This window comes from Spirosoma pulveris (genome assembly GCF_054781875.1).
Genome location: NZ_BAAGTO010000003.1, coordinates 233575 through 246855, shown reverse-complemented (window position 1 = coordinate 246855; position 13281 = coordinate 233575). Strand labels below are relative to the sequence as shown.

The 13281-nt window shown below is 50.7% G+C and carries 5 protein-coding genes; 3 read left to right on the top strand and 2 right to left on the bottom strand.

Annotation, left to right across the window (positions count from 1 at the left end; all coding sequences use genetic code 11):
• Positions 1-7: 7 nt before the first annotated feature.
• Positions 8-1588 (bottom strand): amidase, encoded by a 1581-nt coding sequence (locus ACYVJM_RS13795; protein WP_461148816.1) that lies wholly within the window; start codon positions 1586-1588, stop codon positions 8-10.
• A 393-nt stretch (positions 1589-1981) separates the two neighbouring features.
• Between ACYVJM_RS13795 and ACYVJM_RS13790 the strand changes: the two genes are divergently transcribed.
• From ACYVJM_RS13790 to ACYVJM_RS13780, 3 genes are all read left to right on the top strand, one after another.
• Positions 1982-2683 (top strand): hypothetical protein, encoded by a 702-nt coding sequence (locus ACYVJM_RS13790; protein WP_461148815.1) that lies wholly within the window; start codon positions 1982-1984, stop codon positions 2681-2683.
• A 432-nt stretch (positions 2684-3115) separates the two neighbouring features.
• Positions 3116-5683 carry a TonB-dependent receptor gene (locus tag ACYVJM_RS13785; protein ID WP_461148814.1) on the top strand — a complete coding sequence of 856 codons (2568 nt, stop codon included), beginning with the start codon at positions 3116-3118 and terminating at the stop codon, positions 5681-5683.
• A gap of 190 nt (positions 5684-5873) precedes the next feature.
• A complete protein-coding gene (locus tag ACYVJM_RS13780) occupies positions 5874-8735 on the top strand; it encodes a TonB-dependent receptor (protein WP_461148813.1) in 2862 nt (953 codons plus the stop codon).
• Between the two features lie 87 nt (positions 8736-8822).
• Here ACYVJM_RS13780 and rpoC read toward each other — a convergent pair whose 3' ends face one another.
• Positions 8823-13172 carry a DNA-directed RNA polymerase subunit beta' gene (gene rpoC, locus ACYVJM_RS13775; RefSeq protein WP_461148812.1) on the bottom strand — a complete coding sequence of 1450 codons (4350 nt, stop codon included), beginning with the start codon at positions 13170-13172 and terminating at the stop codon, positions 8823-8825.
• Positions 13173-13281 lie beyond the last annotated feature (109 nt).

Sequence of the window (13281 nt, the reverse complement as noted above, 5' to 3'; positions counted from 1 at the left end):
ACTCTCTCTACTGCCCGATGGCTCCAAACCGTTTGGGTGGCATGCGGTGATGGGTTGCCTGTTCGTAGGCATAGGCGAGTCGAATAAGGGTTGGCTCGTCGAAGATACGGCCCAGGAACTGGATACCGGCCGGCAAATCGCCGGTGGTGTAGCCCATGGGAACTGTAAACGCAGGCTGACCGGTAGCCGGAGCAACTAACTGGCTATTGTCGCCTTTGTAGCCCTTCGCATCGCCAACCAGCGCGGGTGGGTAGTTCCAGGTCGGGTACACGAGTGCATCGACCTTCAGGCGGTTCATTTCTGCTTCGACACCGTTGCGGTAGGCAATACGCAAGGGATCAGTAAACGGATCACCGCAGGCAATTTCGGGATGACGCGCCCGACCCGAGTGCGTTTGCTGGTACGTCAGCCGATCGCGCACAATGTCTGAATAGCCCCCAATGCGAATGATGTCTTCCAGCGTTTTGAGCGTATCGCGCTTCACGAAGGTCTGTAAGTAATGCTCAATATCGGTTCTGAACTCAGCGCACGACTGGTTGGCCCGCAGTGAATCGAATTCAGGTATTGTTACGTCAACGATTTCGGCACCTGCCCGGGCCATGTCCGCTAACGCTTTGTCGAATAGCTGTTTAATTTCCGGGTGAACGTTCTTGTCGCTCAACTGACGCATCACACCGATCCGGGTTCCTTTAAGGCCATCTTTCCGTAAGAATTGGGTGTAGTTTTTCGGCACTTTGCCCTGACCATTTTTGGTAATCGGGTCTTTGGGATCATACCCGGCCGTAGCCTCCAGCAAGCGTACTGCATCTTCTACGGTTCGGCACATCGGTCCGCCCACATCATTGCGGGTATACAACGGAATAATACCGTACCGGCTTACCAGCCCCAGCGACGTCCGTAACCCAACCAGCGCATTATGCGACGACGGTCCGCGAATGGAATTACCCGTATCAGACCCCAGTCCAACGGTGCCAAGGTTTGCCGCCACTGCTGCCGCCGTTCCCCCACTCGATCCGGCAGGTACATAGGCCAGATTATAAGGATTCAACGTTTCGCCCAGTATAGAGCTCTGCGAATGCATGGGCGTAAAGGCCCATTCCGCCATGTTCGACTTTGCCAGAATAATAGCTCCCGCTTCACGAAGCTTTTTGACCTGGTAAGCATCTTCGGTAGGGGCAAATCCTTTTAGGGCAATGGAGCCGCCCGTTGTTTGCAGCCCTTTCGTATTGTAGTTGTCTTTAACGATAACCGGAATGCCGTGCAGTGGCCGAAGTTTGCCGGTCTTCTTAAACTCAGCATCCAGCGCGCGGGCCGTGGCTATGGCGTCCGGATTAATGATAATAATGGCGTTGAGCTTAGTGGGCTGATCATACGTTTTGATCCGCTCCAGATAGGCATTCACCAGTTGTTCACTCGTTAGCGAACCGGCCCGGTAAGCCCGGTGAATATCACTGATGGTCGTTTCGAGCAGGCCAAAGGATTGAGTTGGTTTTTGCTGGGCCTGAGCCGGACGTAACAAGGTCGTACCAAGCAGAATGAAAAAGGAGCTGACTTGTAGAAATTGGATAAGGCGGATACGTTGTGCCATACAGGTTGTTGACGTGTGTAATCGTAGGGTAAAAATAAACTTTCCTACTCGTATTAGGCCAATGCCTGCGTATTTGATTTGTTTTTGTTTTGTGTAGGCAGCCAGATACAGAATTTAATGGATGATTAAATTTGGCAGCTCGACAAGTAGCCTGGAGTGATACTCCGGGCAGCTGAAGGCTAATAATGTTCGTCAAAAAATAGCCTTCGGCTGCCCGGAGTACCACTCCAGACCAGAGGCTGGCTGATACGAAAAACGAGCTGAATTATGTTTATGTTACTCCTTTTTAATCAGCGGTTTATTGTGTATATTTACCTCCCCAATTACCAACAAACAACCATACTAATGAGCCGGATTCTGGACTAAAAACCAACATCCGGCAACTCAATCCGAATGAAGAAAGGACGCTCAAATCCGAATCAGCTCCAGATTGATTTTCTGGCGGCTTTTCGCCAAATGCTCATCAGTCTTGGCAACGTTGAAAACCTTCCCGTCAATGAGAGTCTGTTCATGCGGATGACGGACCAGTGGGAGAATACGCGTGCCATGCCAGCCGATTTACTGTTCACCAAAAGCCCTATTGAAGCCATTGTTTTCCGGCTTCAGAAAATAGATGCCGATACCGAAGCCAACCAACTTCAATTCCCAAACGAGTTGATCGCTGGGGAGATTCGCGGAGAAAAAGGGCTGACGGGTTTTTCGGCCAAGTTTCGGGAGCAGGGCTGGATCATCTTACCGGCTGAGTTATCAGCCATGTATAAAAATCTGTTTCTGAATATTCTGGCGGCTTCCATTGGTCTCGAACATCTCTACCCGGTCCGTAAAGAATTGCTGGTCGAGGCTGAGCGCGTAGCGTTGGCAGCTCTCCTGCCCGAAAGTGAAGTACGTAAGTTCTTTGGGCTACGGTTGTCCCGTTTCCCGGATAGCTTCCGCAGTGAAGTATCCAACTACTTCAACCTGCCCTTCGATTATGTGCTCAAACGGGCCAACCATCTGGGCATGGTGTCGGAGCAGGTTATTGAAGAAGCCCGTGCCGCTACGCAGCCGCTTCGCTCTACAGTGCTGCGTCGTCCACAAAGTAGCCGCGCGGCCTAACATAAAAATTCCGAATACCATTTTTAGTCGGTTCGATATGTCATGTATTGAACCGGCTTTTTTTATGACCACTATTTCAACAATATAATTATCAAAGTACTTACCTAATACCATCCTCAACAACATAACTATCAATCAATGGTTTACAATAACCCCTAAACCCTATAGACTTGTACAAATCAAATAGGCAATTTTTATAACTATAACTTTATAATACGATTTATTGACCCTTTTCAAGATACTATTGATTCCTGTAAAGATTATAGACTAAATCAGTCAATTTTATATAAAGCTGTTTGGAAGTAATAAAAACAAGGTGCTGTTTTGCATAACCTATTAATTCAATAGACTATAAGTACTAATAGTCTATCTACAACCGGGAGAATAGGGAGTATGCTCGGGCAACCTCATTTTATACGCCAACAAGTTTAGATGAAACGAATTTTAACATCCATTTTTTTGATAGGGGCCTTCTTTTTACCGCTGCTTTTATCCGCACAGAACGCGCCTGTTATTAACGCAACGATAACTGGAAGAGTCATTGACGCTCGCACTGAAAAAAGCCTGATTGGTGCAACGGTGGTTATTAAAGGGACAACAAACGGAGGAGCGACCAATCAAAATGGTCAGTTTACACTGCTAACGGGTCAGAAACTTCCCTTCGTTGTAACGGTATCCTACCTGGGTTATCAGACACAGGACGTCGTCCTAAGCAGCGATAACGTCGAAATCAAGCTCGAAGAAGGCGCCAATCAATTAGCCGATGTGGTGATCACCTCCCGGCGTCGGCAGGAGTCAGCTCAGGACGTACCCATTCCCATCTCGGTAGTAAGTGGCGTTCGTGCCGAAGATGCCGGCGCATTCAATGTGAACCGGTTGAAAGAGCTGGTTCCGAGCGTACAGCTTTACTCGTCTAATGCCCGGAACACAACGCTGAACATTCGTGGGCTGGGTTCGAGCTTCGGCCTCACCAACGATGGAATTGACCCCGGTGTTGGGTTCTACGTAGACGGTGTGTATTACGCCCGGCCAGCCGCAACGTCACTTGATTTTATCGACATCGAACAAGTCGAAGTGCTTCGTGGACCCCAAGGGACACTATTTGGTAAAAACACGACCGCCGGTGCCTTTAACATTACGACCCGTGCGCCAAGCTTTCAGCCCGGTGCCAGCTTTGAAGTTAGTTATGGCAACTACAACTACATTCAGGCTAAAGCCTCATTGACCGGGCCAATCAGCAAAAAGCTGGCCGTTAGAGCCTCTTTTTCGGGAACACAGCGCGACGGAACCATTTACAACACGACAACGCTGAAGCCAACCAATACCCTGAACAACCTGGGGTACCGGGCGCAATTGCTCTATACGCCATCCGATAAAGTTAAGATTACCCTGGCAGGCGATAATTCCCGTCAGCGTCCTGATGGCTATGCAACAGTGGTTGCCGGTGTTGTCACGACGAAGCGGGCAGCTTACCGCCAGTTCAATGCTATAATTGCTGACTTAGGCTACAAGCTCCCAAGTACAAACCCATTCGACCGGGTTACCGATACGGATACACCCTGGCGGTCGAACAACGATTTCGGTGGTGTATCGGTAAATGTCGATGCTAAAATCGGCAGCGGCACCCTGACGGCAACAACGGCCTACCGCTATTGGGTTTGGGACCCTTCCAACGATCGGGACTTTACCGGGCTTCCTGTCTTGACTAAATCGCAGGGGAACTCACGGCACGCCCAATGGACACAGGAAATCCGGTATGCCGGTCAGTTTTCCTCAAAGCTCAGTGGTGTTTTTGGCGTCTTCTTCATTGATCAGGATTTAAAATCAGATCCGGTTCAGACAGAGGAGTCAGGTTCGGCACAATGGCGGTTCTCGCAGAGTTCAACTAGTGCCTTGTGGAAAACGCCGGGGCTTTTCGAGGGATTTGGCACCAGAACAACGTCGCGGCTCAAAACCATCGGCGCGGCCGTATTTGGCCAGGTCGACTGGGCAATCACCGACAAATGGCACTTATTACCCGGACTCCGCTTCAATTACGATAAGAAAGACGTCGACTACAAACGCGAAACTTACGGTGGCCTACAAACGACCGACCCTGCCCTACTTGCTCTTAAGAACGCGATTTACACGAATCAGGCATTCGCATTTGGTGTAGAGGATAATAACTTCTCGGGGCAGGTAACCCTTGCTTACCGGGCTGGAAAGCGGTTCAATGCGTACGCAACGTATGCAAACAGTTATAAACCCGTTGGGGTAAATCTTGGCGGGCTACCTACTGCCAACGGGGTTACCCTTATTGACTTGGCCAAGGTGAAGCCGGAGTATGTAACTCACTATGAGATCGGGATAAAGACCAGACCAACACCAGCCTCCACGTTTAATGTGACGCTGTACAATACAGACATCAGAGATTACCAGACGCAGGTGCAAACGGCTGAAGTCGGGGTGAACAGAGGGTATCTGGCCAATGCCGAGAAAGTACGGGTACAGGGCGTTGAAGTCGATGGGAACATCCGGGTGAACAACCGTTTCTCTATCAACGGTGCCGTTTCCTATACCGATGGCATCTATGTCTCCTTCAAGAATGCTCCTGTCCCGCTTGAAGAAACCGGTGGCGAATCAGCGTTCAAGGATATTTCGGGCGGTGTTCTTCCCGGTATTTCCAAGTGGTCGGGCTCGCTGGGTGGTGAAATTTCCGGTAACGGCAAGTTCTTAAATCAGGATGGCCGCTTCTTCCTGGCGGTTGATGGTTATTACCGATCCTCATTCTCGTCAAGCGCATCACCCTCAGCCTTCCTGAACATCGATGGGTATACGCTGTTCAACGCCCGAGTAGGCTTCCGGGCTTCAAACGGGGTATCGATCCTATTTTGGTCCCGCAATCTGACGAATAAAAATTACTTCGAACAGCTATTGCCAGCGGCCGGGAACGCCGGTCAGTACGCAGCAGTACTGGGCGATCCCAGAACGTACGGTACCACTTTACGGTATACGTTTTAACAATACGCACAGGTTGGGTCAGCAGACAAGAGTTAGCAAAAAGTTAAACTAACCACTTCTGGAATTCCGTAACCTGTACCAGATTATAAGTTATTAAGTTAATAAAAGCTGTGTACGTTAATTTTACTTAACGTACACAGCTTTTGTATTTTTGCCGTATTTATATCCAACTTCTACCAAAAACTCATACATGAAACATTTCTTTTTACTCTCCTTCTTGTGGCTGTTTGGTCCCCTTCATGCCTGGGCGCAGACAAACCTGACAGGACTCGTTACCGATGAGAAGGATCAGCCGCTGGCCGGCGTAACGATCATCATTCGGGGTACCAATACCGGTACCATCACCCAGGCGAATGGGCAGTTTTCTCTTCAAACCACCCAATCACTACCCCTAACGATTACCGCTTCTTTTATTGGCTATAAACGCCAGGATGTCGTTGTCCGGGGAAGCAACTTCCGTAGTATTGCCATCCGTCTTAGCGAAGAAGCGATTCTGACCGATGAAGTAGTTGTCTCGGCGAGTCGCGTACCGGAAGATATTCAGAAAGCTGCCGTAACCGTCGAGAAGCTGGGGGCGCGGCAGTTTCAGCAGTCACCGGCAACGAGCCCGTTCGATGCCTTGCAGAATGTTAAAGGCGTCGATTTGCTCACCCAAAGCCTGACATTCAAGTCCGTCAACCTGCGCGGTTTCGGCGCGAACAACAACAACCGTTTCCTGCAATTGACCGATGGGATGGACAATCGCTCGCCCGGCCTGGGCTTTGGCTTTGGGAACGTAGCGGGCGTTTCTGATCTGGATGTCGAAAGCATCGAATTGATCCCCGGTGCTTCGTCGGCTTTGTACGGGCCGGATGCGCTTCAGGGGTTGATGCTGACTACCAGTAAAAACCCGTTCACCTATCAGGGCTTGAGCGTTCAGCTGAAAGTTGGCGCCAATAATTTCGGTAAAGGGAGTTTCGGGCCAAAAGGGTACGGTGATATCGCCATCCGCTACGCCAGGCAGTTGGGTGCCCGATTTGCCGTCAAAGTAAACTTTCAGCGGCTTAGCGGTACAGATTTTATTGCCGATGATTACAGCGATCGGTCAACCCGCGCCCGCGCCAATTTCTTCACGACTGATCCTTCGCGGGGTGGTCTGGCCACCGGCATAGGATTCGTCCCCAACAATGACCCGAATACAAATTTTCAATACGACGGAGTCAATATATACGGCGATGACATCAATGCCGGCGGAGCGTATAGTTTCCCGGCCAATTATGCGAACGTATTATTGCAAAACAAGCTTGTAACCCGCACCGGCTACACCGAACTGGATGTACTGGGCAACAACGGTAAAGTCTTTAACAACCGAGCCAATATATCCCTGCATTATAAACTTCCCCGCAACATGGAAGCGTCGCTGGGCTGGTACTATGGCAATGGTAACTTTATTCGTACGGCTGGCTTCCGGGAATATTTTCCCGACTACCAGCGGCACCAGTTCAAAGCTGAGGTACGGGGCGATAACTTTTTTGTGCGGGCCTACACAACCCAGCAACAGGCTGAAGGCTGGAACATCGGTCAAACAGCTACCGCTATTAACAACAGTTGGAAATCATTGGGGCAATGGGCTGCTGAATTTGGGCAGGCTTACGTAGAAAACAAAGTAACTGTAGGCCAAGCCCGAAATACTGCCGACCGGGGCCGCTTCCTGCCCGGCTCCGACCGATTCAACCTTGTTCGGGATGCGTTTGCCAACACCTATAATACGGACACCGTACCCGGCTATAAAGGCGCCCGCGGAACGCGGTTCCGCGATAATTCCGCAATGTGGCATTATGAAGGCATGTACAACCTTACGAACGTGCTCAATAGTGTAGCCGAGGTGATTGCGGGCGGCAGCATTCGTCATTATGGACTCAGTACGGGCGGTACTGCCGTTACGTTGAAAGCAGATGGTTCGGAATATACCATCAACGAATACGGTGCCTATGTCCAGGCGGCTAAAGAGCTAAAAGTTAGCACGTTGCTAACGATCAAACCAACAGTTGCCATCCGGTACGATAAGAACCAGTACTTTAAAGGCGGATTCACTCCTCGCGCATCGGCCGTGGTGAGCGTAGGGCCACATAACTTCCGCGGCTCCTGGCAATCGGCCTTCCGAAATCCATCTCCCGGACAGCTATTTGCCGTTCCGGCCGCTGGTAGAGGGGGCGATGTGGGCGGTTCGCAACTGGCGGCTGAATCCGCAGGACTCTTTGCAAACCCTGCTTATCTGGATAGCGACGTTCGTGATTTTACGGCTGGCCGTCTTTCGGAAGCGCAGTTACGTACCAGGGCTTACAATCCGGCAAATTTCACCACGGAGAAGATAAAGACGTGGGAAGTAGGCTACAAAACGTTGATCCAGAATAAGCTTTATGTTGATGCTTTCTATTTCCATAGCAAGTACACGGATTTCATTGCCGCGCAGAGCTTTTACCAACCTACGAATGGACAGATCTCCGACTTTTCCTCAAACGCTTATCGGACGCTGCAAATTAACTTTAACAACTTCAACGAGATCTTCGTGAATGGCTGGGGAATCGGGTCGGAGTACGGTTTGGGCCGGGGCTTTACCATCAGTGGTAACTACGCCTACCAAGTTGGTACCGTCACGCTGCGTGATGCACAGGGAAACGTCATCAACGACAATGCTGGAAACCCGATTGTGAAACGTAAAATGAGTAATCCGGAAGTTTCGCAGAAGGGGCGTAACTTCTTTATCTCACCTGAAAACCGCTACAACATCACGTTGAGCAACTCACGCCTGACAGATCGGCTGGGAGCTACCCTCACCTACCGCTGGACGGACAGAATGTGGGTGGAACAGGGTACAACAGCCGGCGATATCTGGTTACCCTCCTGGACAAGTCTGGACGCGCAGGTTTCTTACAAAGTACCAACCTTTAAATCGGTCGTGAAGCTGGGCGGGACAAATATTCTGAATCAATACTACGCCCAGGGATATGGGCTGGCCCGCATTGGAGGACTCTACTATTTGAGTATCACGTTCGATGAGTTAATGCGGTAATGTAATACCGACCATCCCGATCGGTATTACACAAAAAGCCCCGACCATTGCTGGTCGGGGCTTTTTGTATTTACTATCTCTAAACGGTTAGACCGTAGCTTTCTTTTTGCTGCGGGCGTACTGTTCGCGCGATTCGGTAATCGTTTCCAGTTCCTCTTTCGAGCCAACAATCGCACTTTGGTAGCGACGAAGGCCTGTACCGGCCGGAATCAGGTGACCAACAATTACGTTCTCTTTCAGTCCGTCGAGTACGTCGCGTTTACCACGAATCGAGGCTTCGCTCAGTACTTTTGTCGTTTCCTGGAAGGAAGCGGCCGAGATGAAGCTGTCTGTGCCTAAAGACGACTGGGTGATACCCATCAGCGTTGGCTGCGAAACGGCAGCCATTGCGTCACGAACGGTCACCAGGGCCTGGTCACGACGTTTCAGACTGGAATTTTCATCCCGAAGCTGACGGCTCGTCAGGATCTGACCGGGTTTAACGTTTGGTGAATCACCAGCGTCCATAACCACTTTAGCGTCAAGAACCTTATCGTTTTCCTCACGGAACGCCCACTTATCTACAACCTGACCTTCGAGGAAGTTGGTATCGCCCGAGTCGATGATCTCAACTTTCTGCATCATCTGCCGAACAATGGCTTCGATGTGCTTATCGTTGATTTTCACCCCTTGCAGACGGTATACCTCCTGAATTTCATTTACCAGATATTCCTGAACGGCCGTCGGACCTTTGATGGCCAGAATGTCGCTCGGCGTAATGGCACCGTCAGACAGCGGAGCACCAGCCCGTACGAAGTCATTGTCCTGAACCAGGATAAACTTCGACAGCGGAACGAGGTACTTCTTCTTCGTTCCGTCTCTCGACTCGATGAAGATTTCGCGGTTACCACGTTTGATCGCGCCGTACGTAACAACACCATCAATTTCACTAACAACAGCCGGGTTCGACGGGTTACGGGCTTCGAACAATTCCGTTACCCGTGGCAGACCACCCGTGATGTCACGAGTTTTACCAACGTTACGCGGAATTTTTGCCAACGGCTGACCAGCTTTAATTTTCTGGCCTTCCTTCACAACCAGACGTGAGCCAACGGGTAAGTTGTAGCTCTTCTGCAACGGACCGCCATCATTGTCGGGCAAGTGTAACGACAACGTTGTTGTCCCTTGAACGACGATAGCCGGGTTCTTCGCTTTATCGCGGCTTTCGATGATTACTTTCTCCTGGAAGCCAGTCTGTTCATCGAACTCCTCACGGTATGTGATACCGTCTTCAATCGCGTCGAAATTCAGCGTACCGGTCAATTCAGACAGGATAACGGCGTTATAAGGATCCCAGGCGCAAATATCGTCGCCTTTCTTCACCATGTCGCCATCTTTTACCCGCAGGAATGCACCATAAGGAACGTTGTTGCTGATAAGCACGACGCTCCGGTCGCTTGGGTTCACAATCCGAACTTCGCCCGAACGACCCATTACGATCGTTTGTGGGTTGCCTTCGTTATCTTCCGACTGAACCGTCCGCATTTCTTCGAACTCGATCAGACCGTCGAATTTAGCTTTGATAGAGGCATCAACCGCGATGTTGGATGCCGTACCACCTACGTGGAAGGTACGAAGCGTTAACTGCGTACCCGGCTCACCGATCGACTGCGAGGCAATAACACCTACAGCTTCACCGATGTCGACCATGCGGCCCGATGCCAGGTTGCGGCCATAACACTTGGCGCAAACACCCTGACGCGACTCACAAGTCAGTACCGAACGAATTTCGACGGTTTCGATGCTCGTTTCATCAATGTGTGCAGCCACTTCTTCAGTCACCAACTCACCCGATGCTACGATCAGCTCTTTTGTGAGCGGGTCATAAATATCGTGAACCGTGGTACGGCCCAGGATACGCTCTGACAGTGGCTCAACGATATCTTCATTATCTTTCAGAGCTGATACTTGCAGGCCGCGGAGCGTACCACAATCATCTTCGCTGATAATTACGTCCTGGGCTACGTCGTGCAGACGACGGGTCAAGTAACCGGCATCAGCCGTTTTCAGAGCTGTATCGGCCAGACCTTTCCGCGCACCGTGGGTTGAGATAAAGTACTCCAGTACGTCGAGACCTTCTTTGAAGTTCGACAGAATCGGGTTTTCGATGATCTCACCTACCGAACCCTGCAGGTTTTTCTGCGGCTTGGCCATCAGTCCCCGCATACCACCCAACTGACGAATCTGCTCACGCGAACCACGGGCTCCCGAGTGCATCATCATGTAAATCGAGTTGAATCCGCCCTGGTCGGCTTCGAGTTGCTTCATCAGCGTCTCGGTCAAACGGGAGTTCACGCGAGTCCAGATGTCAATAACCTGGTTGTAACGTTCATTCTCCGTAATCAGACCCATAAGGTAGTTGTCCCAAACAGCTTGTACTTCCGCTTTCGCTTCGTCAACAAGACCTTGTTTGGCTTCGGGAATCATAACATCGCTCAAACCGATTGACAAACCGCCCCGGAAGGCCATCTGGAAACCAAGTTCTTTAATTTCATCGAGGAACTGAGCCGTACGGGCACCCCCCGAGATTTTGAAGATGAGCGCAATGATTTGCTGAAGCTTTTTCTTCGTCAGCAGTTCGTTGATATAACCCACTTCTTCGGGAACCGCCTGGTTGAACAACAACCGGCCTGCTACCGTGTCAATGACTTTATAAACCAACTCACCGTTCTCATCCCGGACTTTCACCCGGCATTTGATATTGGCGTGTTTGGAAACTTTGCCTTCGTTGATACCGATAATCACTTCTTCCGTACCGTAAAAAGTCATGCCTTCGCCCGCAATCGGGTATTCAGGAATGCTTTTCCGTCCTTTCGTTACGTAGTACAGACCCAATACCATGTCCTGCGATGGTACCGTGATCGGCGCACCATTGGCAGGGTTCAGGATATTGTGCGACGCCAGCATCAGCAGCGACGCTTCAAGCACAGCTTCCTGGCCCAGGGGCACGTGAACGGCCATCTGGTCACCGTCAAAGTCAGCGTTGAAGGCCGTACAAACGAGTGGGTGCAACTGAATAGCCTTACCCTCGATCAGTTTCGGCTGGAACGCCTGGATACCCAACCGGTGAAGTGTTGGAGCCCGGTTCAACAGAACAGGGTGGCCTTTCAATACGTTTTCCAGAATGTCCCAGATAACAGGATCTTTGCGGTCAACGATTTTCTTAGCCGACTTCACGGTTTTAACGATACCCCGCTCAATCAGTTTGCGGATAACAAACGGCTTGAACAACTCAGCAGCCATGTCTTTGGGCAGACCGCACTCGTGGAGTTTCAGTTCAGGACCAACTACGATAACTGAACGACCTGAATAGTCGACACGCTTACCGAGCAGGTTCTGACGGAAACGACCCTGTTTACCTTTCAGCATGTCGGACAGCGACTTCAGGGCACGGTTACCTTCCGAACGAACGGCGTTCACTTTCCGCGAGTTATCAAACAGCGAATCGACGGCTTCCTGCAACATCCGTTTTTCGTTACGGAGAATTACTTCGGGAGCCTTGATTTCGATAAGACGCTTCAGACGGTTGTTCCGAATGATAACCCGACGATACAGGTCATTCAAATCGGACGTAGCAAAACGACCACCATCCAGAGGGACGAGCGGGCGCAGTTCGGGCGGAATAACGGGTACCATTTTGATCACCATCCACTCGGGGCGGTTCTCGATACGGCCGTTGGCTTCCCGGAACGCTTCAACGACTTTGAGACGTTTCAACGCTTCGGCTTTCCGTTGTTGTGATGTATCCGTTGCGGCAGCATGACGGAGCGAGTAGGACAGCTCATCCAGCTCAACCCGCGACAACAACATCTCCAGCGCTTCAGCCCCCATCTTAGCGATGAATTTATTCGGGTCTTTGTCGTCCAGATGCTGGTTGCTACTTGGCAATTTGTCAATAATATCCAGGTACTCGTCTTCCGTGAGGAAGTCAAGCTGGTTGATACCATCTTCTGCTTTTACGCCGGGCTGTACAACAACATAGCGTTCGTAATAGATGACCTGGTCAAGTTTTTTGGTCGAAAGGCCCAGCAGATAGCCAATTTTATTTGGCAGGCTGCGGAAGTACCAGATATGCGCTACGGGCACCACCAGTTCGATGTGGCCCATACGCTCCCGGCGTACCTTCTTCTCAGTTACTTCAACACCACAGCGATCGCAGATAATGCCTTTGTAGCGAATCCGCTTGTATTTACCGCAGTGACATTCCCAGTCCTTCACAGGCCCGAAAATGCGCTCGCAGAACAAGCCGCCCATTTCGGGTTTGTAGGTCCGGTAGTTGATCGTCTCCGGCTGTGTTACCTCGCCGTAGGAACTCTCCAAAATAGACTCCGGCGATGCCAGACTGATCGTCACGCTGGCAAAGTCGCTGTTGAGCTTTTTGTTCTTTTTGAACGACATTGGTTGGAGATTATAGGTTAAAACGAGAAGTGAGGAGTTAGGAGCGAGAAGCGGGAAGTTGTTGCTGTTGCATTACTCCTCACTGCTCACTCCTCGCTCCTAACTCCTA

What these genes read in the sequence shown, in the direction of transcription:
- ACYVJM_RS13795 (WP_461148816.1), bottom strand. Translation starts at nt 1,588, where the DNA reads ATGGCACAACGTATCCGCCTTATCCAATTTCTACAAGTCAGCTCCTTT.
- ACYVJM_RS13790 (WP_461148815.1), top strand. Translation starts at nt 1,982, where the DNA reads ATGAAGAAAGGACGCTCAAATCCGAATCAGCTCCAGATTGATTTTCTG.
- ACYVJM_RS13785 (WP_461148814.1), top strand. Translation starts at nt 3,116, where the DNA reads ATGAAACGAATTTTAACATCCATTTTTTTGATAGGGGCCTTCTTTTTA.
- ACYVJM_RS13780 (WP_461148813.1), top strand. Translation starts at nt 5,874, where the DNA reads ATGAAACATTTCTTTTTACTCTCCTTCTTGTGGCTGTTTGGTCCCCTT.
- rpoC (WP_461148812.1), bottom strand. Translation starts at nt 13,172, where the DNA reads ATGTCGTTCAAAAAGAACAAAAAGCTCAACAGCGACTTTGCCAGCGTG.